Raw genomic sequence first — 24,540 nt, forward strand, 5'->3', positions numbered from 1 at the left:
CGTCAGGCCCGCAGCTCGAAGGTCGTGGCGCCCACCTTGACGGGGGTGCCGAGCGACAGCGGCACCGAGGAGCCGGTCACGCGCGTGCCGCCGACGAAGGTGCCGTTGGTGGAGTCGAGGTCCTGGATCGCCCAGTTGTCTCCGCGCAGCAGGAGGCGCGCGTGGTGGCTCGACGTGTAGTCGTCGCGGATCACGAGAGACGACTCGCTGGAGCGGCCGATCGACAGGCTCTCGCCGTTCAGCGGGAGCTCGAGACCGGTCTTGGGACCGGACGTGATCACGAGGCGCTTGGCCGTGGCGATCGTCGCGGGGCCGGTCGAGGGCTTCGCGGATGCCGGCTTCGCCGCGGGTGCGGGCGCCGGAGCAGCGGATGCCGCGGCTGCGGCCTGCTCGGCGGGGAGCTTGCGCACCTTCACGCCGAAGAGATCGGCGCGGAGCGAGTAGACCACGGCGAACACGAAGAACCACAGGAGGAGGAGGAAGCCCAGGCGCAGGAGGAGGAGAGGGAGCTCTGCCATCAGATCGTCCCTCCCGCCGGGATGCGAGCGCTCATCCGAGTGCCCCGAACGCGCGGGTGGCGTCGTCGTCGCGCGGCCGCGCGGGGCGGGACGGGGCGGCGACGGGGATGATGCGGAAGACGAGGTCGGTGCGTCCGATCGTGATCGTCGTGTCGGTCGGAAGCGCGGCCTCGCGGACCTTCGTGCCGTTGACCTTCGTGCCGTTGGTCGAGCCGAGGTCGCGCATCATGGCGCGCTCGCCGTCCCACAGGATCTCCACGTGCTTGCGACTGGATCCGGCGTCGGCGATCGTGATGTCGGCATCCGATCCGCGTCCGATCACGGTGCGCGCGCGGGTGATCGAGTGGCGGCGCCCGTCGACGTCGACGACGGCCTGCCAGCTGACGCGGCCCTCGACCGTGCCCGAGTCGACGCGGACCGTGCCGGTCGCGACCCTCTCGTCGGCCTCCAGCGTGATCGCGAGCGGGCCGGCGAAGCTGTAGCCCTGCGACTTCGCGTGCGCCGTGAGCAGCGCGTGCAGCTCATCGGTCAGGGCGCCGCCGAGACCGAGCATCCGCTCCGCATCGTCGGGGCTGAGCCGTGCCACATAGCTGTTGGGCGCGATGATGCGGTCGCGGCTCACCACAGCCGCGTTGGTGTCGGCCTCGCGCCGCAGGGCGGAGGCGATCTCCACGGGCTGGATGCCGCTGCGGAAGGTCTTCGCGAAGGCGCTGTTCACAGCGCGCTCGAGACCCTTCTCAAAGCTGTCAAGTAGTCCCACTGGGCTCCTCTGGCATGCCGACCGGTAGGGACATCGTAGCCAGGTGTGCTGAGTGAACGCCGTTGTATGGCGGATTCGCAGGGATGTTGCGGGGGTTTGCGGGTGCGGCGGGGGAGTGTGGTGCGCGGGTGCGGCGGCGGTGTGGTGTGGAGCCAGGCTCGCTTCGTCGGCGCCGGTGCGCGGATGTCGGCGCACCGGCTTGTTTCCGCAGGCATCCGTGATCTGCGCCGACAGAACGGACCGGGACGGACTCTCCGGACGGGCTCGTCGGGCCGGTTTCTTCGCGGGGTGGATGCCGTGATAGCCTTGCGGAGTTGAATTCTTCGGAATGAGACGACTCGCGCGAGTGGCGGAATGGTAGACGCGCTGGCTTCAGGTGCCAGTGTCCGTATGGACGTGGGGGTTCAAGTCCCCCCTCGCGCACGCGAGATGAAGAGCCTCGATCGAAAACGATCGGGGCTCTTCGCGTTGTAGCCCGGGCGCGTCGGGGCCGGCAGGGCATCTGCTATCAAGGGAGCTATGCCGCACGACGAATCGGACCCGCTCGGTCGTGAGGCTCCGATGACCCGGGCGATGGCCGTGATCCTCCCCGACGGGGTGGCCTGCGCGGAGAGCGGCGATGAGACGGTCCTCGCGCGATTCGCGGAGGAGGAGCTGCTCGTCGCGGATGCCGTGCCGGGCCGTCGGTCGGAGTTCTTCTCCGGGCGCGAGTGCGCACGCCGCGCGCTGGGGGAGTTCGGGGTGCCGGATGCGCCGATCGGCCGCGTGGGGCGACGCCCCGTGTGGCCGGAGGGATTCGTCGGCAGCATCACGCACTGCGAGGGGTATCGCGCGGCCGCAGTCGCCCGGAAGACGGACATCCTCACTCTGGGCATCGACGCCGAGCCGGACGCGCTGCTTCCGGAGGACGTGCTCGATCTGGTGTCCTCTCCACACGAGCAGGACGCGCTCAGACGACTGCCCTCGGCCCCGTCGGACGTCCACTGGGACCGGCTGCTCTTCAGCGCGAAGGAGTCCGTCTACAAGGCCTGGTCGCCGATCACCGACGAGTGGCTCGGCTTCGAGGAGGTGAGCGTCGAGATCGATCCGTCTTCCGGAGTCTTCCTGGCGCGCCTGCTGCGGGAGCCGTGGCGGCTGCAGGGCCGGAGCGTCTCGGAGATCGACGGGCGGTGGACGCGGAGCAATGGACTGCTGCTCACCGCCGTCGTCATCCCTCGCTGAGGGGTCGCGCCCTCACTCGCTCCGTCGATAGCGCATCGCGACGGAGCCGTTGCTGAGCGGCTGTGCCGAGATCAGCTCGAGTCGTCGAGTCTGAGGCAGTCCGTCCTGGAACAGCGTCGGGCCGTGCCCCGCGATCAGGGGATGCAGCAGGAACACGTACTCGTCGATCAGGTCCAGCCGGTCGAGCTGCGTCGCGAGCGCACCGCTGCCGAGGAGCACGCCGTCTGGGGTCGCATCCTTGAGCTCCTGCACGGCGGTGCGCAGGTCGCCGGTGAGGTGGTGGCTGTTGGCCCAGGGGAAGTCGCTGCGCGTCGACGACACGACGTACTTCGGCTTGGCGTCCAGCTTGATCGCCCACTCGCGCAGCGCCGGAGGAGCATCCTCTTCGCCGCGGGCGACCGCCGGCCAGTAGCTCTCCATCATCTCGTAGGTCGTTCGACCCCAGAGCATGGCGCCGCCCTCGTCCATGAGGTGTGTGAAGTAGGCGTGCGTCTCGTCGTCGGCGATGCCCTCCCGATGGTCGACGCAGCCGTCCAAGGTGATGTTGAGACTGAAGGTCAGGAGGCCCATGCGACGACTCTAGGCCGTGCGATCCCCGCTGTGCGAGGGGTTCTCGAGAGCCGCGACAGAGCCGCAGCCGGGTGCTTACCGGACGTTCGCGTCGAGCCAGGGGACGGGGTTGATCGGGGTGCCGTTGATGTGCACCTCGAAGTGCAGGCACGACCCGATGGTGTAGCCGGTGGTGCCGACTCGGCCCAGGAACTGTCCGGCCACGACGCGGTCGCCGGACTGGACTGCCCGGGTGCCGTAGTCCATGTGCCCGTAGAGGGTCGATACGGCGGAGCTGCCGCCGAACTCGTGCTGCACCTGGACGGTCACGCCGTAGCCGCCGTAGCTGTCCTGCGACATCGTCACGACGCCGTCGGCGGCCGCGTAGATCGGGGTTCCGACGGGGGCGGCGTAGTCCTGGCCCATGTGGCTGCGACCGGGGCGGCTCGCGCCGAAGCCGTCGGTCATCGTGTACGAGCCGGCCGCCATGGGGATGATGACCTGGCCGGGCTGCGCGATCGGGACGATGCCGCTCTTCGCGGAGGCGGCGCTGGCGACGCGGATCTTCTCGATCTCGTCCGGGGTGGTCGCGGAGAAGTCGCCGCTCACCACGACGTCGGGCATGACGTCGGCGCTGGCCGTGTAGGTCTGGGCCTCGGCGCGGATGTCGGCCATCACCGACGAGGCTGCAGAGGCGGTGCCCGACTGCGCCATGCCGACGGCGGGCAGCGCGACGCCGCACACCAGGGTGGCGACGGCCAGTGCGGCCGTGGTCATCCGGCCGATCCGGCGTCGAGACGAGCTGCGCTCTGTGCGCGCGGCCACGGGAGCTGCGGATGCCGGGCGGGAAGCCGCGGATGCCGTCGCACGCACGCGGCGCGGACGAGCCTTGCGGCCGCGGGGGCTGCGGGCGGCGGCCGGCTCGGTGGCGTCGGAAGCGGGGGAGGAGGCGTCCTCGTCGGCCGAGGGGGCCTCGTCGTCTGCGGCGACCTCATCTGCCGGTGCCTCGTCGACCGAGGGCGCTGCGTCGGCGGGCGCCTCGTCGATCGCGGGAGAATCCACGGCCTGGGCCTCATCGCCAGCATCCGCCGGTGCGGAGATGACGTCCTGCTCGGCGGGCGCGGGAGTCTCCTGCGGTTCTGCGGACTCGGCGGCGATGGTCGCGGCCAGCGTCACGACGGCGGCGGCCTGCTCCACGGCGGCGGCCTGCTCGACGATCGGGGTCTGCTCCGTCACGACGTCTGCGGCATCCGGCGTCGCCTGGGCCCTGCGTCGGTCTCGTCGCAGCATGCCCGTCGAGACGATGGGGTCTGCAGAAGCCACCTCGGTGAGAGGCGTGGAAGACAGCGCGGTTTCGGGTGATCGCGAAGTGATGGTGAAGCTCCTCGGGAGACGGACACGTCCGTTATCAAGTTGTAACCATAAGCGAAGAATCCGCAGGTCTCAAATCGAGTGCGGATGCTGTGCAGCGTCTATGCGGGAGGTATGCGCCCACCGACCCCGCCCGGACGGGCATCTCGGCTTCCTGACACAATGGTCCCGTGCACGAGTCCAGGAAGCCGGCGGTTCTGCGCGGCTTCGCCGCGTCGTCGCTGGCGATCTTCGCCGCTCTCGCCGGTCACCTGACCGGCGGCGGAACGATGCCGGGGCCCCTCGGAATCCTCGTGCCCTGGCTGCTGTCGCTCATGGTGTGCGTGCTCCTCGCGGGGCGCCGGCTCTCGGTCGTGCGGCTGAGCCTCTCGGTCGCGATCAGCCAGCTCCTGTTCCACGTGCTGTTCGTGCTGGGCACGATCACGCCGACCGGCGCGGTCAGCGGCCACGTCCACGGCGCTCCGCTGCAGTTCTCGCCGACCGACGGACTCTCCGCCGCCGTCGCCGCCGACGGACTCATGTGGTTCGGTCACGCGATCGCCGCGGTCGTCACGATCCTCGTACTGCACCGGGGTGAACGGCTCCTGCTGGGCCTGCGCGAACTGGCGGAGCTCAGCATCCGCTGGCTGCGCCGTCGTGTCGATGCGCTCGTCGCCGCGCCCGCGCCCCTGAGCCCGCTGGCCTCTCCGGCATCCGAAGGACCCGAGGCGCTCCGCGACCTCGCCCTCCGCTCTCCTCTCCACGGACGCGCCCCGCCGGCTCTTACCGCCGTCTGATCCGCGCCGTCCGCCCTCTCGGGCCCGTGACGGCGGCACTGTCGCGTGCGCACCGGCCCGCCGGGCACGCGATCCGCGTCCGCGGCGTCGACTCCCGACGCCCGTCGAGAGGTCTGTCATCCATGTCCCCTGTCCGCAGATTCGCGGCGGGTGCACTGGCGGCGGCCGTCGTGATCCTCGCGACCGCCCTGCCCGCATCCGCCCACGACCAGCTCATCCAGAGCACCCCCGGAACCGACGAGCGTATCGCCGCCCCTCCGGAGTCCGTCACGCTGACGTTCTCCGGAGAGCTGCTGATGCTCGGCGACTCGACGACGGGAGCCGTCGTGCTCCTCGTCGACGCCGAGGGGAAGAACTGGGTGTCCGGCGACCCGGTCGTGAACGGGAACACCGTCACGGCCGCCGTCGCAGAGGGCATGCCCGACGCGGGCTACCAGGTGCGGTGGCAGGTCGTCTCGGAGGACGGGCATCCGATCTCCGGCGTCGTGCCGTTCACCGTCGGGGATGCGTCTCCGATGGCGACCGCGAAGACGGATGCCGCGACCACCGACGCACCAGCGGATGACGCGGCGCAGACGGCCGACGAGGCCGACGGGATGCAGCGGACGCTGCTCGTCGGCGCCGGCGGAGCGGCCATCGCCGCTGCCGCCTTCCTCCTCTACAGATTCCTCCGTCGCCCCCGGGCGGCGGCCGCAGCGCCGGAGTCCGGCGACTCTGCGGACACGCAACCGTGAAAGGCCATTCCATGAACACCGCACAGAAGTCCACCGTCCGTCTCACCGCCCTGATCGCCGCCGCGCTCCTCGCTCTCACCGGCTGCGCCTCGACCGCGCCCTCGGCGGAGTCGTCGACGGCGCTCGCCGGCGACTCGGTCACGATCGAGGACGCCTGGGTCAAGTCCGCCGACGAGGGGATGTCGGCGGCCTTCGGCGAGCTCTCCAACAGCGGCGAGAAGGACGTGACCGTCGTCTCGGCGAAGACCGAGGCCTCGGGCATGGTCGAACTGCACGAGACCGTCGAGAACGAGTCGGGGGAGATGGTGATGCGCGAGAAGGACGGCGGCTTCGTCATCCCCGCCGGCGGCACGCTGACGCTCGAGCCCGGCGCGAACCACATCATGCTCATGGGCCTCTCGGCGCCGCTCAAGGCGGGCGACGAGGTGACGTTCACCCTCACCTTCTCCGACAAGTCGACCTACGAGTTCACCGCACCCGTGAAGGACTACACCGGCGCGAACGAGAACTACGAGGGCGGCGACGACGACGGCAGCATGAACCACTGATGCGCGCGCCCGCTGAGGGCGCTCGTGCCGTCCGCACCGGCTCCACCCGGCGGCAGTTCCTCCTCGGAGGGGCTGTCGCCGGTGTGGGCGCCGCTGCCGCGGTCGGCATTGACATCGCCCTGAATCAGAAGGCGGCTCCGGCCGTCACGCCGTCCGCGCCGATGAACGGCGACGAGAAGGTCCCGTTCCACGGCATCCACCAGGCCGGCATCGACACGCCCGCGCAGGCCCACGGCATGTTCCTCGCCCTCGACCTGCACGACACCACGGACCGCGAGGGGGTGTCCAGGCTGATGCGGATCCTCACCGACGACGCGGCCCGGCTCACCCAGGGCGCCCCGGCGCTCGCGGACTCGGAGCCGGAGCTCGCCGCCAGCCCCGCTCGTCTGACCGTGACTTTCGGCTTCGGCTCGCGGCTGGTCGCGCGCGCCGGCGGCCCGGCGCCGACCTGGCTCGCGCCGCTCCCCGCGTTCGGGATCGACGCGCTGCAGCCCGAGTTCTCCGACGGCGACCTGCTGCTCCAGGTCGCCGGAGACGACCCGCTCACGGTCGCCCACGCCGCACGGATGCTGTTGAAGGACTCGCGTTCGTTCGCTGCGCTGCGGTGGACCCAGACCGGCTTCCGCCGCGCGTACGGCACCGAGCGACCGGGCACCACGATGCGCAACCTCTTCGGTCAGGTCGACGGCACGGCGAACCCCGAGCCGGGGACGGCGGAGTTCGACCGGGTCGTGTGGGCGGACGACGGCTGGCTGTCCGGGGGCACCGGCCTCGTCATCCGCCGCATCCGCATGGACCTCGACAAGTGGGACCGCCTCGACCGCGGGGGCCGTGAGGCCTCCGTCGGCCGGACACTGGGGAACGGCGCCCCGCTCACCGGAACCGCGGAGCACGACGAACCCGACTTCGAGGCGAAGACCACGATCGGATTCCCCGTGATCCCGCAGTTCGCGCACATCCGCCGCGCCCGCGGCGACGACGGGGAGAAGATCTTCCGGCGTGCGTACAACTACGACGAGAGGCCGTCGGGCGGCGGCATCTCGGAGTCGGGGCTCGTCTTCGTCTCGTTCCAGGCCGACGTCGAGCGGCAGTTCACCCCCATGCAGCAGCGGCTCGCCGAGCTCGACCTGCTCAACGAGTGGACCACGCCCATCGGGTCTGCGGTGTTCGCCATCCCGCCCGGATGCGCGGAGGGCGGCTTCATCGGGGAGACGGTTCTCCGCTGACCGCGGAGAGAACACGGATGCCGCGGCAGAGGTTGCTCTCGCTGCCGCGGCATCCCTGTGCTCGCGCTCATCGCCTGCGGGGTGCGCTCGCCTGCGGATCCGTGCCTGTGGCGGCGGTCAGCCCGGCATCCTGACGTCGTGCAGCACGCGTGCGCTCGTCAGCGCGGTGGCACGCCGGGACAGTAGGCGGATGCCGAGTGCCATGAGGTGGTTGACGCGGCCGGAGATGACGCTGGGACGGCCGTTGCTGCGGTCGAGCTCGCGGAACGCGGTGTCGATCACCTGCTCGGGGGTCTGCTGCCGGCCGACGGAGGCGGCGTCGGTGCCGACCACGTCGAAGAACTCGGTCTTCGTCGCTCCGGGGCTCACCGCGAGCACGCGCAGTCCGGTGCCCCGTGCTTCGGCCCAGAGCGCTTCGGTGAAGCTCAGCACGAAGGCCTTGGTCGCGCCGTACACGGCCATGCCCGGCGTCGGCTGGTACGCCGCGGTGCTCGCGACCGTGACGAGGGCGCCCCGGCCCCGGAGCAGCTGGGGCATGAAGAGGCGGGAGAGCTCGACCAGCGTGCCGACATTCAGCTGGATCTCGCTCGTCATCCGCTCGGGGTCGACCGTGTCGAAGGCGCCGTGGGTGCCGAAGCCGGCGTTGTTGACCAGCGAGGTGACGCGGATGCCGCGGCGGTCGATCTCCGCGTGCAGGGCGGCTGCTGCTCCGGCGACGCCGAGGTCGGCGGCGACGACCTCGACCGCGACTCCGGCGGAGGCGCGCAGCTCGGCGGCGAGGGCTTCGAGGCGGTCGACGCGGCGGGCGACGAGGACGAGGTTCGAGCCGCGGGAGGCGAATCGGCGGGCGAACTCGACCCCGAGGCCGGCGCTGGCGCCGGTGATGAGGGTGGTTCCACCGCGGAGGTCGAGTGTCATGGTGCAGTCCTTCGATCGTGTCGACAATGTAGGCAGTGACATCATTGTGCACGCGCTCTCTCTTGTTGTCAATGCCTACATCGAGATAGGATCGACGGGTGCCCCCGCAGCCCTATCACCACGGCGATCTCCGCCGCACGCTCCTCGAGGCCGCCAGGTCGAGCATCGAGAGCGACGGCGTCGAGGCCCTGTCGCTGCGGCAGCTCGCCCGCGAGGCCGGGGTCAGCCATGCGGCTCCCAGCCGGCACTTCCGTGACAAGCAGGCCCTGCTCGACGCTCTCGCCGAAGACGGGTTCACCCGGCTCGCGGCGGTGCTGGACGAGGCCGCCGGCGTGGAGGCGACGACGGGGGAGAAGGTGCGGGGTCGGTTCGACGCTCTCACCGCGGCCTACGTCGACTTCGCCCTCGAGCAGCCGATCCTGCTCGGCCTGATGTTCGGGATGAAGCACGCGCCCGACGCGCGCGCAGAGCTCATCGCGGCTGGTCAGGCGTCGATGGAGGTCACCGTGCGGGTCGTGATCGCGGCGCAGGAGAGCGGGATCATCCGCGCGGGAGATCCCCATCGCATCGCGCTCACGGCGTTCGCGACGTTCCACGGCATCGCGACTCTCGCCTCCGGGGGGCTCCTCGACGGCGTACCGGCCGCCGAGTTGGTCGCCGACGCGCGCGACCTGCTGTGGACCGGCATCCGCGCGGAGTGAGGCACGGCGGGTTCCCTGCACTGCGGCGTCGGGGCGGCGGACCCTCCGTCGACTGATCCGCGTCCTACAACCGCTCGAACGCCGCCTGCACGGCGACGGCTGCCGCTCCGCGCGCCCACGCGGTGAAGCCGCTGTCGTCCACGTGCAGCCGCACCGGAGAGGCCCGCGGGTCACGACCAGCGGCGATCTCGGCGCGCACGGCGCCCTCGGCCACAGCGAACAGCCCCATGCCCTCGCCGGCGAGAACGATGTCCGCGTGGGTCGTGAGGTTGGCGGCCAGGGCGACGAGGCGCCCGAGCGCTCGGGCGCTGGCGTCGACGATGGCCGCGGCCGCGGGGTCGCCGTCGGCGGCGAGAGCGAGGACCTCGTCGTAGCCCACCGGCCGCTGGAGGGCGGTCGTCGCCTGTGCGGCGATGGATGCTGAGCCGAGCATCGCCTGCGCGCACCCCCGGTGCCCCTCGGAGCACAGGGGGCCGTGCGGTTCGAGCGGCACGTGAGCGGCGAGGCTGATCCCCGAGTCCGCGTTGCGCACGACCTCGCCGCCGGAGACGACCTCGTACCCGACGCCGGCGCCGATCGTGATCACCGCGAAGCCGTCGAGCCCGCGGACGACGCCGAACCAGCGCTCGGCCTCGGTCAGGGCGATCAGATCGTTCTCGATGCGCGTTGGCAGGCCGGTGGCCGCGGTGACGAGCTCGCCGAGAGGAACGTCCTCCCAGTCGAGGAACGGCCCCCAGACCACGGTGCTGCCGTCGGTGATCCCGCCGACGCTGATGCCGACGCCGACGGGGGCGTCGCTGTCGCCGACGAGCCGCGTCATGGCCTCGACGATGGTGTCGACCACGTCGGAGGGCGCGTGCGACCGCAGCGGCAGCACCACCTCGCCGAGCAGCTGCGCCCGGACGTCGGTGAGCACGCAGTGCGCGTCGCCGCCCGTGAGCTTCACTCCCAGGAAGGTGCCGACGGCGGGCGAGACGTCGAGGGGGCGAGAGGGGCGGCCGACGCCGTCGACCACGTCGTCGAGCTCGACGAGGATGCCGCGGTCGACGAACGGCTTCGTGAGGCGGGTCAGGCTCGCCGGAGACATCCGCATCCGCACGGCCAGGGCTGAACGGGAGATCGGGCCGTGGATGAGGACCGTGCGCGCGACGGTGGCCTCCGTGCTCATGACACCTCCATTGATTTCATCTTGGCACATAAAGACGCGGCGGACCGGCGAGATCACGCCGTTGACGTCTGGATTATTTTCATGCTAAAACTAATTCATGCATTCCAGCGATGTGAGCAGCGAACCTTCCGCCATCGACGAGGGGCTCTCCCCGGAGGTTCTGCACCTCCGCAGAGGCGGCACCAGCGTGGTCGTCGAGATGTCGACGCCGCCCGCCATCGTGCACTGGGGCGAAGACCTCGGACACCTCTCGACGCAGGCCCTCGGCGGCCTCGCACTGGCCGCGGCGCCCCAGCGCGTCTCGGGTGGACTCGACGTCACCCCCGTCCTCAGCATCCTGCCGACGCCCGCGCACGGCTGGCTCGGCACGCCGGGGCTCGAAGGGCACAGGGCAGGCCACGGCATCAGCGTCCGCTGGCACCTGGCCGGAGTCGACGCCACCGCCGAGCGCGCCCGCATCTCGCTCGTCGACGAGGAGTCGCGTCTCGCCGCCACCGTCGAGCTCGAACTCGGCGTCGCGGGTCTCCTCCGGCAGCGCATCACGCTCCGCAACAGCGGAACGGGCGCGTACACGGTGCAACGTCTCGCACCATCCTTCCCCGTTCCGTGGGACGCGACCGAGATCCTCGACACCACGGGGCGTCATCTGCGTGAACGCTCGCCGCAGCGCCGCGCCTTCACCGTCGGCACCTCGGTGCGGGAGAGCCGCCGAGGACGCCCGGGCGCCGATGCCACGCTGCTGCTCTGCGCCGGCCGCCCCGGGTTCGGGTTCGAGTCGGGACGGGTGCACGGCATCCACGTCGCCTGGAGCGGCAGCCACACCGTCCTGGCCGAACGGACCATCGCCGGGGAGGCCTTCCTCGCGGGTGGCGAGCTGTACGGCCCCGGCGAGATCATCCTCGACTCTGGTGAGACCGTGACCACTCCCTGGGTCATCGGCTCCTGGGGCGACGGCCTCGACGAGCTCTCCGCGCGGTTCCACGACGAGCTCCGCGCGCGCCCGCAGCATCCGCATCGGCCCCGCCCCATCACCCTCAACACCTGGGAGGCCGTGTACTTCGATCACGACCTCGATCGGCTGACCGCGCTCGCGGATGCCGCGGCCGATGCGGGCGTCGAGCGGTTCGTGCTCGACGACGGCTGGTTCCTCGGTCGTCGCGACGACACCGCCGGACTCGGCGACTGGCAGGTGGACACGGAGGTGTGGCCGCAGGGGCTGCACCCGCTCGTCGACCGCGTGCGCTCGCGCGGCATGGAGTTCGGGCTGTGGGTCGAGCCCGAGATGGTGAACCCCGACAGCGAGCTCGCCCGTGAGCATCCCGACTGGATCCTGCGCTCTCGACTCGATCTGCCGCCCGCCGCCCGGCAGCAGCAGGTGCTCGACCTCGCGCACCCCGACGCGTACGCGCACATCGCGTCGCGCCTGCACGCCCTGCTCGACGAGTATCCGATCGCCTACCTGAAGTGGGACCACAACCGCGATCTCGTCGACGCGGGCTCCGGCCCGGGCGGCGGCTCCCACGTGCACGCGCATACCCTCGCCGTCTACCGTCTTCTCGACGAGCTCAAGGCGCAGCATCCAGGGCTCGAGATCGAGAGCTGCGCATCGGGCGGCGCCCGGGTCGACCTCGGCATCCTGGATCGCACCGATCGCATCTGGACGAGCGACTGCATCGACCCGCTCGAACGGCTCGACATCCAGCGCTACACCGGCCTGGTCGTGCCGCCCGAGCTCATGGGCGCGCACCTCACCAGCGCCGTCGTCCACTCGACGGGCAGGGCGACGGACCTCGACCTGAGCGCCGCGATCGCCCTGTTCGGGCACTTCGGCATCGAGCGGGACATCAGCCGGGAGACGGATGCCGATCGCGACCGCATCCGCGCCTGGGTGGGGCTCGCGAAGACGCTGCGTCCTCTCGTCGCGACCGGTCGCGTCGTGAACGTCGACGGCGTGGAACCGGGCATCGACGTGCGCGGCATGGTCTCGGCCGATCGTGCCGACGCCGTCTTCACGATCACGCAGGCTGCGACCTCGGTGGCCTATCCCGCAGGGCGGGTGCGGTTCCCCGGACTCGACCCGGAGCGCGAGTACCGTCTCCGCGTCGTGACGCCCGGTGGCGCCCACGAGGATGCAGGGCAGTCCCCGCTCCGGTGGATCCAGGACGGCGTCATCCTCACCGGCCGACAGCTGGCGACGACCGGCATCCGTCCCCCCGTGCAGCATCCCGGGCGAGCGACCCTCGTGGAGCTCACCGCACAGCACTGATCCTGATCGGCATCGCCGATCCCTCGCGCAAGGAGGCGCAGATATGAGATCGATCCATCCGCTCCGCGGAGCGACGGCGGCCGTCGTCGTCGTCGCGCTCGCCGGAACGCTGGGAGGCTGCTCCTCCGGAGCCGACCCCGGCGTCACCACGCTGAACTTCTTCCAGTTCAAGGGAGAGGCCCGCGAGGACTTCGACAGGATCATCGAGAAGTTCGAGGCCGAGAACCCCGACATCCACGTCGTGCAGAACCAGGTGGCGGATGCCGACACCATCATCCGCACGCTGCTCGTGAAGGACAAGGCGCCCGACGTCATCACCCTGAACGGCAACGGCAACTTCGGCCGTCTCGCACAGGCAGGGGTCTTCTACGACTTCTCCGACGAGCCGGTGCTCGACACGATCAACCCCGCGGTGCAGGACATCCTCGCCGACCTCGGAAACAAGGACGGCGAGGTGAACAGCCTCGGCTACGTCAACAACGCCAACGGCATCATCTACAACGCCGACATCTTCGCCGAGCAGGGCATCGAGGTGCCCGAGACGTGGGACGAGCTCATCGCCGCCTGCGAGAAGCTGAAGGATGCCGGCATCCAGCCGATCTACGCCACCCTCGCCGACTCGTGGACCTCTGTCCCCTCGTTCAACGGCCTCGGCGCCTACGCGGTGCAGGACGGCTTCTTCGACGAGATGCGCGCGGAGGGCGAGAACGTCGGCCCCGACTCGAAGGCCTCGTTCGAGCAGGACTTCGCCGAGCCGCTCGACCGCGAGCTGCAGCTGTACGGCTACGCGCAGGAGGGCTACCGGGGCGCGACCTACGACGACGGCAACGCCGCGTTCGCTCGCGGCGAGGCCGCGATGCTGCTCCAGGGCATCTGGGCCGTCAACGGCATCAAGCAGGTGAACCCCGACATCAACGCCGCGATCTTCCCGTACCCGACGGATGCCGGGAAGGACCGCGTGATCGTCTCGGGCGTCGACGTGACGGTGACGATGGGCCGCAACAGCCCGCATCGCGAGGAGGCGCTGCGGTTCATCGAGTTCATGTTCCGCCCCGACGTCATCGAGGAGTTCGCGGCCTCGCAGAACATGATCCCCTCGGTCGAGGGCGCCGAGCTCAGCGATGATCTCGCGCTGCAGTCGGTCAAGCCGTTCTTCGACGACGGGCGCATCACCGGCTTCCTCGATCACCAGATCCCGCCGGGCATCCCGCTCGCGGAGTTCGTGCAGGAGTCGATCTTCACCGGCGACGCGGGGGCCGCGCTCGCCACCCTCGACAACGAGTGGCGCAAGATCGCCGCCCGCACCATCCCCGTGACGGAGGACCGATCATGAGCACACTCACCGAAGCGGTCAGGTCGTCGGCATCCGGCGGCTCCCGCAGCGGGCGGGCCGACCGCATCCGCTCCTCGTCGCCGCGTGCGCTCTCGGCCTACTACTGGATGGTCTGGCCGGCCGTCATCGCCTTCGCTCTGTTCCACACCGTCCCCATGCTCGTGGGCGTGTTCTTCAGCTTCACGAACTACGCGGGCTACGGCGACTGGAACTTCGTCGGGATCTCGAACTACCTCAACCTGTTCAAGGACGACCGGGTCTGGGGCGCGTACGGGTTCTCCTTCCTGTTCGCGATCGTCGCGACCATCCTCACGAACGCGATCTCGCTCGCGATCGCGATGGGGCTGAACGCGAAGATCAAGGCGCGCAACTTCTTCCGCGGCGTCTACTTCGTGCCCTACGTGCTCGCGATGCTGGTGATCGGCTATGTCTTCCAGTACCTGTTCACGAACTCGCTGCCGAAGCTCTTCCCCGGCATCCCGCTGATCGCCGACAACATCCTGTCGAATCCCGACTGGGCCTGGCTGGCGATCGTCTCCCTCGCGGTCTGGCAGGGCTGCGCGTTCACGATCATCATCTACCTGTCCGGTCTGCAGACGATCCCGTCGGAGCTCTACGAGGCGGCGTCGCTCGACGGCGCCTCGAGCTGGCGGCAGTTCTGGGCGATCACGTTCCCCCTGATCAGTGCCTTCTTCACCATCAACGTGGTGCTGAGTCTCAAGGGGTACCTGCAGGTGTTCGACCCGATCGTCGCCCTCACCAACGGCGGCCCCGGCACCTCCACCGAATCCGTGACGATGCTCATCTTCAAGGGCGGCTACGGCGGTGGCGAGTTCGCCTACCAGACGGCCAACGCGGTGGTCTTCTTCATCGTGATCACGATCGTCTCCCTCCTGCAGTTCCGAGTCCTCCAGCGCCGAGAGGTGGATGCATGATGTCTGTCGCAGCCCCCACCACATCCACCACGTCCATCGTCACGGGCGGCAGGCGCCGTCGAGGCGGCGCGGATCGGGAGGATGACACCCGCCGCACCAACTGGTGGGCCACCGCCGTCATCGCCGTGTGCGCTCTGACCGTTCTGATCCCGCTCTACCTGGCCGTGGTCGTCGCGGTGAAGACGCCCGATCAGCTCGTCAGCGGAACCGGCTTCGAATGGCCGAACCCGGTGCGCTGGGAGAACTTCGCCGAGGCCTGGGAGCGCACGCAGTTCCCGCAGGCGCTCCTGAACACCGCGCTGATCACGGTCGGTTCGGTCGTGTTCACGATGTTCACGAGCTCGGTCGTCGCCTATGCGCTGGCCCGCAACATGCACCGGCCCTTCTTCAAGGGCGTGTTCTACTACCTGCTCGCGGCTCTGTTCATCCCGTTCCCGATCATCATGCTGCCGCTCGTGAAGCAGACGGCGATGTTCGGGCTCGACAATCAGGTCGGCGTCATCATCCTCTACACGGTCTACGGGCTGTCGCTGAACGTGTTCATCTACTCGGCGTACATCCGCTCGATCCCGATCGAGCTCGAGGAGGCCGCCCGCATGGACGGCGCATCGACCTGGCGCGTGTTCTGGCAGGTCATCTTCCCTCTGCTCACTCCGATGAACGCCACGGTCGGCATCCTCACCTGCGTGTGGGCGTGGAACGACTTCATCCTGCCGCTCGTCGTGCTCACCGACCCGGGCGCCCGCACGCTGCCGCTCGCGCAGTACGTGCTGCAGGGGCAGTACAACACCGACTACACCGTGGCGTTCGCGTCGTATCTGATGGCGATGGCCCCGCTGCTGATCGTGTACATCTTCTCGCAGCGCTGGGTGATCTCCGGGGTCACGCGAGGATCGATCAAGTGACGGACGGGCGCCCTCCGCGGGGGAGGGCGCCCTCTACTTGACGATATGGAAAGTTCGGAGCATACTTTCCAATATGGAAAGCAAAAGCGACGACCCGACGCCGGAACAGGCCCTCGGACAGCTGGCGGATGCCGAGGCATCCCGCACCGCGTTGGCGAACCGCCTCGTGCTCCCCCCGTTCCTCCTCCTCGCCCTCGGTTCGGCGATCGCCGTGCAGATCGCCTCGACCGCCGTGGTGTGGACGAGCAGGGGCTACTGGTTCACAATCGCCGGAGCGCTGCTCTACGTGGCCGTCGCGCTCCTGCAGCTCCGCCGCTTCCGCCGGGTGAACGGCGTGACCGTCGGCGGCTTCGCCAGCAGGGTCGTCGGAGGCACGGCCACCGAGGCGACGATGTCGTACCTCCTGGCGTTGGCCGGAGCGATGTGGGCCGGATTCGCCGGAGTCTGGTGGCTGGTGCCGGTGTGCGCGCTCGCCGGGGGCGTCGGCTTCGCGCTCAGCGGGGCGCGGTGGGTGCGCATGTACCGCGCCGACCCCGCAGAGCACGCCCGTGGCGAATCCGTCGCGTTCCTCCTCGTCCTCGGCGTCCTCGCAGCGTGCGGCATCGCCCTCCTCTTCCTCAACCACTGATGGTCGAGCTGAACCCGGCGCTGCAGTCGCCGATCCGCCTGAAGCTGACGACCATGCTCACCGGCGTGAGCGAGATCGAGTTCGTGACGCTGCGGGACCACCTGGACGTGAGCGACTCCGTGCTCTCCAAGCACATCAGCGCGCTCGCCGCCGAGAGGTACGTGAAGAGCCGCAAGGCTGTCCTCGACAGTCGCCGCACCACCTGGATCTCCCTCACGACGGAGGGGCGGAAGGCGCTGAGCGCGCACGTCGCCGCGCTGCGGGAGCTGATCGCCGGGGTGGAATGATGCTTCTCTCGCCGAGCTCGACGATCTCGACCGTCGGATTCAGCGCCGGATGATCTGATCGCGTCGGAACAGCACGAGGTCGCGTACGACGTCGTCGGGGAGAGGATGCTCGAGCGTGAAGCGGATCGTGCCGGTGCTGACGTCGAAGCCGTCCAGTCGCGGTCGCACGGCGGCCACGGCATCCGCGCTGAAGGGATACACGCCCAGGTGGGTCTTCGTGCGCATCACCGAGAGCAGCGCCTTGCCGTCGAACAGCAGCGCGGGCATCCGGTATCCGGTGCCCTGCTCGGCGTCGGGCACGGCATCCGTCGCGATGCGGTAGACCCGGGCGATCGCCGACCTGTCGGCGTCGGCGAGGGTCGCGAGGTAGTCGTCGATGGTTCCCATCGACACATGATGGCACCCCGGCAGAGTGGCCGGTGGATGAGCGCCCTAATTAGTTCTGTGCTATGAATGATTCATGACACAGACTCACGCCTCCCGCGCCGCCGTGATCGCGAAGCTCGTCCGCTTCGAGCGCCCCGAGCTGTCCCTCCCGTACGCGGGCGGGATGGATGCCGCCACCAGAGCCGCCGTCTTCGGCGCGACCCTCGACGAATACGACACGGCGGTCGGGGAGCTCGCACAGCGGCGCGACGTTGCTGTCCAGCGCCTCGCGCAGCGGGATGACGTGCGGGAGATCCTCGCCGACCCTCCGTTCGCCGCGGGGCAGACCGTCGTCGCGATCGGCGAGAGCACGACGGCCGACCGCGAGTCGTGGTTCGAGCTGATCGGGGCGCTGTTCGGTGCCGAGCGCCCCGATCTCGGTCTCCGCTTCGTGAACCTCGCGGTGTCGGGCTCGACGACGACCCAGCTCCTCGGCGGCCTCGGCATGCTCCGCCGGGTGGACCCGTCGATCGTGTTCTGCATGATCGGCGCCAACGACGCCCGCCGCACGGGGGGCTCCCATGCTGCTCGCCTGGTCAGTGCCGAGGAGACCAGACGCAACCTCGCGCTGATCCGCGATGCCGTGGCGGGGGTGCCGCGGGTGTGGCTGGCGCCCGTCCCGGTCGATGAGGATGCGATCGCCCGCTACCCGTACTTCGGCGGGGCGGGGATCCACTGGACCGAGCACGACAGGAGCGACACCGCCCGCGCGATCGCGGACGTCGCCGCATCCGACCCGGTGATCGACCCGGCGGATGCCGAGCAGCCGATCGCTCTCCTCGACGACGGTGTGCACCCCAGTGCCGATGGTCAGTTCGAGATCGCCGTGCACGTCCTGCGGGCGCTCGGCGCGGGAGGGGTGCCGCGGCTCTGACCGAGGCCTCCTTCTGCCGCGCTCGGTCGCCCGGCTTGCTCTCGACCGGCGATCGTGAGCACTATGAGGAGGTCAGCAGGGCGGAGGGACGGTCGGTGAAGGATGTCTCGCGGCGCGGCCTGGCGCTCACGCTGCTGCTCGGGCTCATCGCGGGGTACATCGACGCGATCGGCTTCATCGAGACCGGCGGGCTGTTCGTCTCGTTCATGAGCGGCAACTCGACCCAGGCCGGCGCCGAGCTGTGGGCGCAGGGTGCAGCGAGTGCACTGCTGCCGCTCGGGCTCGTCGCGACGTTCGTCATCGGGGTCGCGGCGGGAGCTCTGTCACGAGGACCGGTCCGCACGAGGCGGTGGCGCGTGGTCGCGGGGGCGGCGGTCGCCGTGGCGATCTGCGGCATCGTGGGCCTCCTGCAGCCCGGCGCCTTCTGGAGGTTCGCGCTGCTCGCCGCCGCCATGGGTGCGCTGAACACGCTGTATCTGTCGGAGGGGCGTGCACGCATCGCCATCACCTACGCCACGGGCACCCTCGTCAGCCTCGGCGTGGCACTCGCCGACCTGATCACGGGGCGTTCGCGGACCGCATGGCGACGGCCCCTCCTGCTGTGGGGCTCCCTCGCCGCCGGCGCCGTGGTGGGCGCGGGCGGCGAGCGACTGCTCCACGGGTGGGCGCTCCTCGTCGCGGCCGGTGCACTCGGCTTCGTCGCCGTCGCGGTGGGAGCCATCAGGGAACGGTCCGTCCCGTCCGCCCCCTGAGCACCCCCGCGATACGCTCGACGGGTGAGCGTTATCAGGGGTGCCGCACGACTCGTGAGCTGGACCGGATTGACGGCGGTCGGCGGTCTGCATCTCATCTGGGCGTCGGGATCGAGCTGGCCGGCGAAGAACCGCAGACGGCTCGCCTCCGCCACCGTCGGCAACGCGGCCGCGATGCCGGATGCCGCCGCGACGGCTGTCGTCGCGGGCGCCGCGCTCGCCGCCGGGGCCGTCTCGGCCGGAGCGCTGGGCGAGGGGCGCATGGCGGTCGTCGTGCGTCGGCTCATCGCGACGGCTCTGCTCGCGCGGGCCGTCGTCGGAGGCGACGTCGCCCTGAAGGCGCTCGGTCTTCCTCCCGCCGACAAACGGTTCCGAGAGCTCGACACGCGGTACTACCGTCCGCTCTGCGCCGTCCTCGGCATCGCGACGCTGATCGGCTCTCGACGGTCGCGGCGCTGACTCAGCCCGCGGCGGGGGTGTCCGTCGTGTCGCGTCGGGGCAACGGGCCCGTCGACGCGTAGGAGCGCGCCTTGCCCTTCTTGCAGATCCAGGTCAGCACGTAGGCGATGACCAGAGCGGCGACGATGTACAGCGTGACCCAGAGGCCGCCCTGCGGGTCGAGAGCGAACTGCACCGACTCGTTCGCCCGCGAGTTGCCGCGGCCTCCGCCGAGCACGAGAAACCAGAAGAGCCCGAAGAGCAGCGAGACGACCGTCGCGATCCAGGCGAAGAAGCCCCCGACGGAGTACTTGCGCAGCACCGTGAAGAGCACGGCGAGGACGAGCACCAGCAGGTGACCGCCCACGATGGCGAAGAAGGTGGGGTCGTCGGCGACGGCACTGAGGTCCATGCCCGTCCTCTCTCATTGCATGTCCGGGATCGGCGAGCTCGCTCGAACGAGCTCGCCGACACAGTCTTGCAGGTCAGTCGCCCGAGCTCTGCTTGAACTGACGCTCCCAGTCGCGCAGCTCGCTGCGGCCGATCAGCGAGTCCAGCGACACCTGGAAGAGCAGACCCTTGCGGGCGTTGACCTGTTTGATGTTGTCGACGATCTGCGTGGTGACGGCGTTCAGCGCCTCACGGACCTCGTCGATGCGCTCCTCCGGGTCGTCCCACAGATCGGGACGGGTGAGCAGGTCGAGCAGGTAGTCCCGGTCGAGCGCCGCGACCAGTCGCGCGAGCTTGTCGGAGTACTCGGCCTCCGCCATCGCGCTCTGGTCCTCACCGGCCTTGGCGTCGAGGCGGGCGAACAGCTGCTCGATGTGCGAGGCGAGGGCGTCGATGCTCGCAGCCGTCTCCGCCGCGACCGGATTGCCGGGGACCGCCGCATACGAGGGAGCGAGCTCGCGCAGGCGGCTCACCCGCAGTCGGATGCCGGCGGGCACGGGGTCCGTGTTCACCGGAGGCGACGCGGGTGCGCGGCGGCGGCGACGGGCGAGGAGTCCGATGGCCGTCCCTGCGGCGGCGATCAGCACGACGCCCCCGATGACGACCGGCATCAGGACGTCGGCGCCGCCCGTGCCGCCAGAGGAGCCGCCGGCGTCGGGGAGCTGAGCGGAGATCTCCGTGACCGCCGTGGTGAGTGAGTCCTGAAGGTCTCCCCCCGCGTCGTGCTCGGCCTCGTTGGCGATCCGCACGGCGTCCTGTCCGAGTGGGACCGATGCCGCCTGCAGGTCATTTCCGACAGCGAGCACGACCGTCTGCTGGTCGACCGCCTTGGTCAGCTCATCGAGGAGCTGGTCGGCGTAGTCGAGGCCGATGTTGGCATTCGCGGGGAGCACCACGACGGCCACCGTTCCGTCAGTGGGGACGATGCCGTTCAGGACCTCCGTCAACGACCCGGAGCCCTTCACGGTCGGATCGACGTAGACATTGCCCGCATGAAGGCTCGCGATGGCGTCGTCGATCCACCCCCCACCGGATGCCGCAGCGATGATCATGACCACTCTCAGAAGTTGTTGATGACGGATGCGAACACGAGGTCGATGCGCTCGGCGTTCGACGCGTCGAAGAGCTGTCCGCCCGTGGCATCCGCGATCCGCTGCAGAGCGGAGGTGTCGGCGCCCTCTCCGTACGCGATCGGGAATATACGAACAGGAGCGTCGGATCCGCCCTCCTTCGTGCTCTTCCCGATCTTCGCGATCAGGGAGTCGAGCGACGTGGTGGAGTCGGTGTCCTCACCGTCGGAGAGCACGACGATCGCGTTGATGCGACCGGGTTCGGCGCGCTTGCTCATCGCCTCGTATGCCGTGAGGATCGCGTCGTACAGCGGGGTCCCGTTGCGCTGTGCGTAGTGCAGGTCATCCAGTGAGGAGTCGAGCTTCTCGCCGTCGGCGCCCAGCGCCGTGACGTCGCGCAGCACCTGTATGCCATCGCCGGCATCCGATGAGATCCCGGTCGTGAACGCCCACACGCCGACCTCGTCGGTCGGGCGGAAGTGGTCGAGGGTCGTCTGCGCGCCCTGGATGGCGCCGTCGAGCCGCGAACGGCCGTCGCCGATCGGATCGTCCATCGAGCCGGAGATGTCGATGAGCTCCAGGACGGACGAGGGCTTGCGCACCTGCGTCCACTGATCGATGGCGGTGGAGATCACGTCGACGTCGGGCTTGGGGAGCGTCACCGCGGGCTGGTCGGGGTCGACGCCGTAGTTGGCGGTGAAGAGCTTGCCCAACGGCACCGATTCGTCGAGCGGGCGGAAGCCGTACGTCGGCAGGATCTTCTGAGCCTCGGTGGTCTGCAGGAACGCCGCGAACGCCTCGCCCGCCGTGCGCTGCTCCGGAGTCACCCAGTCCGCGCCGAGCACGGTCACCGGGTTATCGGACCACATCGATCCTCCTGCCGGGTAGACCGCGACGAGCTTGGTCTTCGGCGGGACCAGGGTCTCGCCGGGCTGCACGGTGTGCGAGTCGGGGTTGCCCTGGTTGTAGTTGAGCAGCGACGTCTCCTCGAGGGCGACGGCCGACACGTAGGCGGATCCGTTGGAGCCGTTCTGCGTCTCGTCATAGAGGGTCGACAGCACGTTGCCGGTGGTGTCGCCGTAGTGGATCACGCACTCCTCGAACACGCGGGAGAAGTCGGCGGCAGCATCCACGTCGGCGGACGTCAGGTCGGCGGACTTGCCTGACGCCTCATACGACTGCATCAGGATCGTCGAGAGCCCCGTCGTCGAGGTGTTCGGGTTGGTCTTGGAGATCTTGAAGGCGCCCCAGATGTCCTTGCCCACGCTGCCCCAGCCGTCCGGATCCTGGCAGAGCTTCGACAGGTCGGTGATGCTGATGGGCGTGTTCGGCCAGCCGAGCGCCTTGGCCATCGGCTCCGGCATGCCGAACACGACGGGCGTGCGCGTGAAGGACTTCGGGTCGCCCACCAGGTTGGCGGAGGCGGCCGCGGCGACGCGGTCGGTCCACACCGTGGATGCCGGCGACCACAGCGTGGGCCACAGGTCGTGGTCGTCGCTCGGCCAGTCGTCTCCCGAGGTGAGATAGCGCGCGGCGTTGCCGGACGAGACGTTGATCGGGCGGACCGTCGCGCACGTGCCGAGCTTCTTGTGCTCGGGCGAGTCCTTGAACGCCGTCGCGAGCGCGTCGAGCATGTTGACCTTCTCGGAGGAGGTCGCGATGGTGACGTGGGTGCACCCGTCGTCGGGGAAGCCCTGGCCTTCGCCGTTCGTGCCGCCGCCGTCGTCTCCGCCGAACGAGCAGGCGGAAAGGGTCAGTGCGACGATCGCAGACATGGCGATGACCGCCGGGGTCCGTCGGCCGAGGAATCTTCGTGCGGTGCGAGGCGCGCTCATGGGCCTAGGGTATCCAGATAATCGCCTCCCGATCACTGGTCGGCGTCAGGCGAGCGCGACGCTCCCCTGCAGCGCGTGCACGACGGGGGCCAGCTCGGGCTGATCCGCGGCCTCGCCGAGCGTGCGCTCCAAGGCCTCGTCGTGGATGGGGTGCGCCTTCTCGTAGAGCGACTGACCGGCCGCGGTGAGCTCGGTGTAGATGCCGCGGCGGTCGTCTGCGCAGAGGATGCGGGTCAGCAGGCCCCGGTCTTCGAGGCGGGTGACGAGGCGGGTCGTGGCGCTCGGGCTCAGTGCGGTGGCGCGCGCCAGCTGCTGCATCCGCATGTGCCAGCCGTCTTGCCTGCTGAGCGCGTCGAGAACGGTGTACTCGACGACGGAGAGGTCGACGGAGGCGCCGAGCGCGCGCTCCAGCTCGGCCTCGATGATGCCGTGCAGGGCGGCGAGCGTGCGCCATCCGCGGGCGCGGATCTCGACGGCGTCGTCGGAGATGCCCATGTGTCCTCCAAAGTAGTTGCTTGCGCGGGATAGTTGCGTGTGCAATGATTAGTGCTCGCAACGCAATATCCCGCGTATGCAACTACTTTAGCAGAGAGCACCCCATGCCACTCGGACTCATCGCACTCGCCATCGGCGCCTTCGGAATCGGACTCACCGAGTTCGTGATCATGGGCCTCCTCCCCGAGGTCGCAGCGAGCTTCGGCGTGACCGAGGCCACCGCTGGCTGGCTCATCTCCGGCTACGCGCTGAGCGTGGTCGTCGGAGCCCTCGGCCTGACGGCCGCGACCACGAGGCTGCCCCGCAAGCCGCTGCTGCTCGGACTGGTCGTCCTCTTCATCGCCGGCAACGCGCTCACGGCCCTCGCACCCGACTACACCACCGCCATGATCGGCCGTATCATCGCCGCCCTCTGCCACGGCGCGTTCTTCGGCATCGGCTCGGTCGTCGCCGCCGACCTCGTCGCCCCGGACAAGAAGGCACGCGCCATCGCGATCATGTTCACCGGACTCACCGCGGCCAACGTCTTCGGTGTGCCGTTCGGCACCTTCATCGGCCAGCAGTTCGGGTGGCGGGCGACGTTCTGGGCGATCTCCGCCATCGGCATCCTCGCCTTCGCCGGCATCGCCGCTCTCGTCACCGTCCCGCGTGCCGGCGGAGCGACCGTGAGCCTGCGGCACGAACTCCGCGCCTTCCGCTCAGGACAGGTCTGGCTCTCGCTCACCGTCACCGTGCTCGCCTACGGGGGCATGTTCGGCGCCTTCACCTACATCGCCTATACGCTCACCGGGGTCACCGGCTTCGCGGTATCCGCCGTGCCGTGGCTGCTCGTGCTCTTCGGCGTCGGCCTCGTCGTGGGCAACGTCGTGGGAGGCCGGCTCGCCGACCGCTCCATCGACCGCACGCTCCTCGGCTTCACCGCCGCGCTCCTCGTCGTGCTGGTCGCCTTCGCGCTGCTCGCCTGGTCGCAGCCGGCCACGATCGCCGTCCTCGTGCTCCTCGGGGCCTTCGGCTTCGGCACGGTTCCCGGACTCCAGAGCCGCATCATGCAGTACGCCGGCGGGGCGCCCACGCTGGCCTCCGGAGCCAACATCGGGGCGTTCAACGTCGGAAACGCGCTGGGAGCCTGGGCGGGCGGTCTCGGCATCGCGGCGGGTCTCGGCTACACCTCGCCCATCTGGATCGGCGCCGCGATCACGGCATCCGGCCTCGTCGTGATGGGGATCGCCGCCCTCACCGCGCGCTCTTCCACCCCGTCGGCCACCACCGCGACCCTGCGCACCGTCGCAGCCTGACGCCTCCCTCGTCGAGCCGCCGCGCTCGTTCAGGTCGCAGACCTGGTCGCGAATCGGCTCG

At 69.8% G+C, this 24,540-nt stretch carries 27 protein-coding genes and 1 tRNA gene; 17 read left to right on the forward strand and 11 right to left on the reverse strand.

The features are described 5' to 3' along the window. Nucleotides 1–2 precede the first annotated feature (2 nt). Together ACFY5A_RS05610 and ACFY5A_RS05615 are read right to left on the reverse strand one after the other, a co-directional pair. A complete protein-coding gene (locus ACFY5A_RS05610; protein WP_105673428.1) occupies nt 3–518 on the reverse strand; it encodes an FHA domain-containing protein in 516 nt (171 codons plus the stop codon). A 31-nt stretch (nt 519–549) separates the two neighbouring features. Beyond that, nucleotides 550–1,278 (reverse strand): DUF3662 and FHA domain-containing protein, encoded by a 729-nt coding sequence (locus ACFY5A_RS05615; protein WP_341940764.1) that lies wholly within the window; start codon nt 1,276–1,278, stop codon nt 550–552. A 340-nt stretch (nt 1,279–1,618) separates the two neighbouring features. On the opposite strand from ACFY5A_RS05615, the gene ACFY5A_RS05620 reads away from it, so the two are divergent. Both ACFY5A_RS05620 and ACFY5A_RS05625 read left to right on the forward strand, forming a co-directional pair. Beyond that, a tRNA-Leu gene (locus ACFY5A_RS05620) sits at nt 1,619–1,701 on the forward strand. Nucleotides 1,702–1,797: 96 nt separating this feature from the next. After that, nucleotides 1,798–2,499: a 4'-phosphopantetheinyl transferase gene (locus ACFY5A_RS05625; protein WP_387232279.1), complete on the forward strand. Its 702-nt coding sequence runs from the start codon at nt 1,798–1,800 to the stop codon at nt 2,497–2,499. A gap of 12 nt (nt 2,500–2,511) precedes the next feature. On the opposite strand, the gene ACFY5A_RS05630 is transcribed toward ACFY5A_RS05625, so the two are convergent. Beyond that, nucleotides 2,512–3,069 (reverse strand): dihydrofolate reductase family protein, encoded by a 558-nt coding sequence (locus ACFY5A_RS05630; RefSeq protein WP_387232281.1) that lies wholly within the window; start codon nt 3,067–3,069, stop codon nt 2,512–2,514. 75 nt (nt 3,070–3,144) lie between these two features. Continuing rightward, the gene (locus ACFY5A_RS05635; protein ID WP_387232283.1) at nt 3,145–4,371 is read right to left on the reverse strand and encodes a peptidoglycan DD-metalloendopeptidase family protein; all 1,227 of its coding nucleotides are present in this window, start codon (nt 4,369–4,371) and stop codon (nt 3,145–3,147) included. Nucleotides 4,372–4,589: 218 nt separating this feature from the next. Here ACFY5A_RS05635 and ACFY5A_RS05640 point away from each other — a divergent pair, with 218 nt between their 5' ends. The 4 genes from ACFY5A_RS05640 (at nt 4,590) to ACFY5A_RS05655 (ending at nt 7,703) form a co-directional block, all read left to right on the forward strand. After that, entirely contained in the window at nt 4,590–5,195 is a 606-nt protein-coding gene (locus tag ACFY5A_RS05640; protein WP_387232284.1) for a hypothetical protein, read from the forward strand. A gap of 122 nt (nt 5,196–5,317) precedes the next feature. Beyond that, nucleotides 5,318–5,929: a copper resistance protein CopC gene (locus tag ACFY5A_RS05645; protein ID WP_387232286.1), complete on the forward strand. Its 612-nt coding sequence runs from the start codon at nt 5,318–5,320 to the stop codon at nt 5,927–5,929. Nucleotides 5,930–5,940: 11 nt separating this feature from the next. Then, a complete protein-coding gene (locus tag ACFY5A_RS05650) occupies nt 5,941–6,477 on the forward strand; it encodes a copper chaperone PCu(A)C (protein WP_341940758.1) in 537 nt (178 codons plus the stop codon). Further along, nucleotides 6,477–7,703: a Dyp-type peroxidase gene (locus ACFY5A_RS05655; protein ID WP_387232288.1), complete on the forward strand. Its 1,227-nt coding sequence runs from the start codon at nt 6,477–6,479 to the stop codon at nt 7,701–7,703. The genes ACFY5A_RS05650 and ACFY5A_RS05655 overlap by 1 nt, the downstream gene beginning before the upstream one ends. Before the next feature lie 117 nt (nt 7,704–7,820). Here ACFY5A_RS05655 and ACFY5A_RS05660 read toward each other — a convergent pair whose 3' ends face one another. Beyond that, nucleotides 7,821–8,621: an SDR family NAD(P)-dependent oxidoreductase gene (locus ACFY5A_RS05660; protein ID WP_387232290.1), complete on the reverse strand. Its 801-nt coding sequence runs from the start codon at nt 8,619–8,621 to the stop codon at nt 7,821–7,823. Nucleotides 8,622–8,719: 98 nt separating this feature from the next. Here ACFY5A_RS05660 and ACFY5A_RS05665 point away from each other — a divergent pair, with 98 nt between their 5' ends. Next, the gene (locus tag ACFY5A_RS05665; RefSeq protein ID WP_341940755.1) at nt 8,720–9,322 is read left to right on the forward strand and encodes a TetR/AcrR family transcriptional regulator; all 603 of its coding nucleotides are present in this window, start codon (nt 8,720–8,722) and stop codon (nt 9,320–9,322) included. A gap of 64 nt (nt 9,323–9,386) precedes the next feature. Here the strand turns inward: ACFY5A_RS05665 and ACFY5A_RS05670 are convergent, their stop codons facing one another. Continuing rightward, the gene (locus ACFY5A_RS05670) at nt 9,387–10,490 is read right to left on the reverse strand and encodes an ROK family protein (protein WP_387232292.1); all 1,104 of its coding nucleotides are present in this window, start codon (nt 10,488–10,490) and stop codon (nt 9,387–9,389) included. 97 nt (nt 10,491–10,587) lie between these two features. On the opposite strand from ACFY5A_RS05670, the gene ACFY5A_RS05675 reads away from it, so the two are divergent. The 6 genes from ACFY5A_RS05675 (at nt 10,588) to ACFY5A_RS05700 (ending at nt 16,844) form a co-directional block, all read left to right on the forward strand. Next, nucleotides 10,588–12,756, forward strand: a complete 2,169-nt coding sequence (locus ACFY5A_RS05675) for an alpha-galactosidase (protein ID WP_341940753.1) — start codon at nt 10,588–10,590, stop codon at nt 12,754–12,756. Between the two features lie 43 nt (nt 12,757–12,799). Then, nucleotides 12,800–14,089 (forward strand): ABC transporter substrate-binding protein, encoded by a 1,290-nt coding sequence (locus ACFY5A_RS05680; protein WP_387232295.1) that lies wholly within the window; start codon nt 12,800–12,802, stop codon nt 14,087–14,089. Next, on the forward strand, nt 14,086–15,024 hold the full coding sequence (locus ACFY5A_RS05685; protein ID WP_341940751.1) for a sugar ABC transporter permease: 939 nt from the start codon (nt 14,086–14,088) through the stop codon (nt 15,022–15,024). The genes ACFY5A_RS05680 and ACFY5A_RS05685 overlap by 4 nt, the downstream gene beginning before the upstream one ends. After that, nucleotides 15,021–15,929 (forward strand): carbohydrate ABC transporter permease, encoded by a 909-nt coding sequence (locus ACFY5A_RS05690; protein ID WP_223585442.1) that lies wholly within the window; start codon nt 15,021–15,023, stop codon nt 15,927–15,929. The genes ACFY5A_RS05685 and ACFY5A_RS05690 overlap by 4 nt, the downstream gene beginning before the upstream one ends. A gap of 73 nt (nt 15,930–16,002) precedes the next feature. Further along, nucleotides 16,003–16,557 carry a hypothetical protein gene (locus ACFY5A_RS05695; protein WP_105673442.1) on the forward strand — a complete coding sequence of 185 codons (555 nt, stop codon included), beginning with the start codon at nt 16,003–16,005 and terminating at the stop codon, nt 16,555–16,557. After that, complete coding sequence (locus ACFY5A_RS05700) at nt 16,557–16,844, forward strand: transcriptional regulator (RefSeq protein ID WP_105673443.1); 288 nt, start codon at nt 16,557–16,559, stop codon at nt 16,842–16,844. Before ACFY5A_RS05695 ends, ACFY5A_RS05700 begins: the two co-directional genes overlap by 1 nt. A gap of 39 nt (nt 16,845–16,883) precedes the next feature. Here ACFY5A_RS05700 and ACFY5A_RS05705 read toward each other — a convergent pair whose 3' ends face one another. Continuing rightward, nucleotides 16,884–17,231, reverse strand: a complete 348-nt coding sequence (locus ACFY5A_RS05705; RefSeq protein ID WP_387232297.1) for an iron chaperone — start codon at nt 17,229–17,231, stop codon at nt 16,884–16,886. 73 nt (nt 17,232–17,304) lie between these two features. Between ACFY5A_RS05705 and ACFY5A_RS05710 the strand changes: the two genes are divergently transcribed. The 3 genes from ACFY5A_RS05710 to ACFY5A_RS05720 all read left to right on the forward strand — a co-directional run bounded on the left by ACFY5A_RS05710 (nt 17,305) and on the right by ACFY5A_RS05720 (nt 19,355). Then, nucleotides 17,305–18,144, forward strand: a complete 840-nt coding sequence (locus tag ACFY5A_RS05710) for an SGNH/GDSL hydrolase family protein (RefSeq protein WP_387232299.1) — start codon at nt 17,305–17,307, stop codon at nt 18,142–18,144. 95 nt (nt 18,145–18,239) lie between these two features. Beyond that, complete coding sequence (locus tag ACFY5A_RS05715) at nt 18,240–18,896, forward strand: YoaK family protein (RefSeq protein WP_387232301.1); 657 nt, start codon at nt 18,240–18,242, stop codon at nt 18,894–18,896. A 24-nt stretch (nt 18,897–18,920) separates the two neighbouring features. After that, entirely contained in the window at nt 18,921–19,355 is a 435-nt protein-coding gene (locus tag ACFY5A_RS05720; RefSeq protein WP_387232303.1) for a DUF3995 domain-containing protein, read from the forward strand. A 1-nt stretch (nt 19,356) separates the two neighbouring features. Here the strand turns inward: ACFY5A_RS05720 and ACFY5A_RS05725 are convergent, their stop codons facing one another. From ACFY5A_RS05725 to ACFY5A_RS05740, 4 genes are all read right to left on the reverse strand, one after another. After that, on the reverse strand, nt 19,357–19,746 hold the full coding sequence (locus ACFY5A_RS05725; protein WP_341940741.1) for a hypothetical protein: 390 nt from the start codon (nt 19,744–19,746) through the stop codon (nt 19,357–19,359). Nucleotides 19,747–19,819: 73 nt separating this feature from the next. Beyond that, nucleotides 19,820–20,842 carry a hypothetical protein gene (locus tag ACFY5A_RS05730; RefSeq protein ID WP_387232306.1) on the reverse strand — a complete coding sequence of 341 codons (1,023 nt, stop codon included), beginning with the start codon at nt 20,840–20,842 and terminating at the stop codon, nt 19,820–19,822. 2 nt (nt 20,843–20,844) lie between these two features. Next, nucleotides 20,845–22,689, reverse strand: a complete 1,845-nt coding sequence (locus ACFY5A_RS05735; RefSeq protein WP_387232308.1) for a substrate-binding domain-containing protein — start codon at nt 22,687–22,689, stop codon at nt 20,845–20,847. Between the two features lie 45 nt (nt 22,690–22,734). After that, nucleotides 22,735–23,184, reverse strand: a complete 450-nt coding sequence (locus ACFY5A_RS05740; RefSeq protein ID WP_223585430.1) for a MarR family winged helix-turn-helix transcriptional regulator — start codon at nt 23,182–23,184, stop codon at nt 22,735–22,737. Nucleotides 23,185–23,288: 104 nt separating this feature from the next. On the opposite strand from ACFY5A_RS05740, the gene ACFY5A_RS05745 reads away from it, so the two are divergent. Further along, nucleotides 23,289–24,479 carry an MFS transporter gene (locus ACFY5A_RS05745; RefSeq protein ID WP_387232310.1) on the forward strand — a complete coding sequence of 397 codons (1,191 nt, stop codon included), beginning with the start codon at nt 23,289–23,291 and terminating at the stop codon, nt 24,477–24,479. The last annotated feature ends 61 nt before the right edge of the window (nt 24,480–24,540 follow it).

This window comes from Microbacterium sp. NPDC012755 (assembly GCF_042901325.1).
Lineage (GTDB): Bacteria > Actinomycetota > Actinomycetes > Actinomycetales > Microbacteriaceae > Microbacterium > Microbacterium natoriense.

Excerpts from the sequence above, each read along its gene's own strand:
- ACFY5A_RS05710 (WP_387232299.1), top strand. The coding sequence starts at position 17,305 with ATGACACAGACTCACGCCTCCCGCGCCGCCGTGATCGCGAAGCTCGTC.
- ACFY5A_RS05630 (WP_387232281.1), bottom strand. The coding sequence starts at position 3,069 with ATGGGCCTCCTGACCTTCAGTCTCAACATCACCTTGGACGGCTGCGTC.
- ACFY5A_RS05725 (WP_341940741.1), bottom strand. The coding sequence starts at position 19,746 with ATGGACCTCAGTGCCGTCGCCGACGACCCCACCTTCTTCGCCATCGTG.
- ACFY5A_RS05690 (WP_223585442.1), top strand. The coding sequence starts at position 15,021 with ATGATGTCTGTCGCAGCCCCCACCACATCCACCACGTCCATCGTCACG.
- ACFY5A_RS05735 (WP_387232308.1), bottom strand. The coding sequence starts at position 22,689 with ATGAGCGCGCCTCGCACCGCACGAAGATTCCTCGGCCGACGGACCCCG.
- ACFY5A_RS05685 (WP_341940751.1), top strand. The coding sequence starts at position 14,086 with ATGAGCACACTCACCGAAGCGGTCAGGTCGTCGGCATCCGGCGGCTCC.
- ACFY5A_RS05700 (WP_105673443.1), top strand. The coding sequence starts at position 16,557 with ATGGTCGAGCTGAACCCGGCGCTGCAGTCGCCGATCCGCCTGAAGCTG.
- ACFY5A_RS05655 (WP_387232288.1), top strand. The coding sequence starts at position 6,477 with ATGCGCGCGCCCGCTGAGGGCGCTCGTGCCGTCCGCACCGGCTCCACC.
- ACFY5A_RS05705 (WP_387232297.1), bottom strand. The coding sequence starts at position 17,231 with ATGGGAACCATCGACGACTACCTCGCGACCCTCGCCGACGCCGACAGG.
- ACFY5A_RS05680 (WP_387232295.1), top strand. The coding sequence starts at position 12,800 with ATGAGATCGATCCATCCGCTCCGCGGAGCGACGGCGGCCGTCGTCGTC.
- ACFY5A_RS05745 (WP_387232310.1), top strand. The coding sequence starts at position 23,289 with ATGCCACTCGGACTCATCGCACTCGCCATCGGCGCCTTCGGAATCGGA.
- ACFY5A_RS05670 (WP_387232292.1), bottom strand. The coding sequence starts at position 10,490 with ATGAGCACGGAGGCCACCGTCGCGCGCACGGTCCTCATCCACGGCCCG.
- ACFY5A_RS05675 (WP_341940753.1), top strand. The coding sequence starts at position 10,588 with ATGCATTCCAGCGATGTGAGCAGCGAACCTTCCGCCATCGACGAGGGG.
- ACFY5A_RS05695 (WP_105673442.1), top strand. The coding sequence starts at position 16,003 with ATGGAAAGCAAAAGCGACGACCCGACGCCGGAACAGGCCCTCGGACAG.
- ACFY5A_RS05645 (WP_387232286.1), top strand. The coding sequence starts at position 5,318 with ATGTCCCCTGTCCGCAGATTCGCGGCGGGTGCACTGGCGGCGGCCGTC.
- ACFY5A_RS05625 (WP_387232279.1), top strand. The coding sequence starts at position 1,798 with ATGCCGCACGACGAATCGGACCCGCTCGGTCGTGAGGCTCCGATGACC.
- ACFY5A_RS05650 (WP_341940758.1), top strand. The coding sequence starts at position 5,941 with ATGAACACCGCACAGAAGTCCACCGTCCGTCTCACCGCCCTGATCGCC.
- ACFY5A_RS05660 (WP_387232290.1), bottom strand. The coding sequence starts at position 8,621 with ATGACACTCGACCTCCGCGGTGGAACCACCCTCATCACCGGCGCCAGC.
- ACFY5A_RS05610 (WP_105673428.1), bottom strand. The coding sequence starts at position 518 with ATGGCAGAGCTCCCTCTCCTCCTCCTGCGCCTGGGCTTCCTCCTCCTC.
- ACFY5A_RS05740 (WP_223585430.1), bottom strand. The coding sequence starts at position 23,184 with ATGGGCATCTCCGACGACGCCGTCGAGATCCGCGCCCGCGGATGGCGC.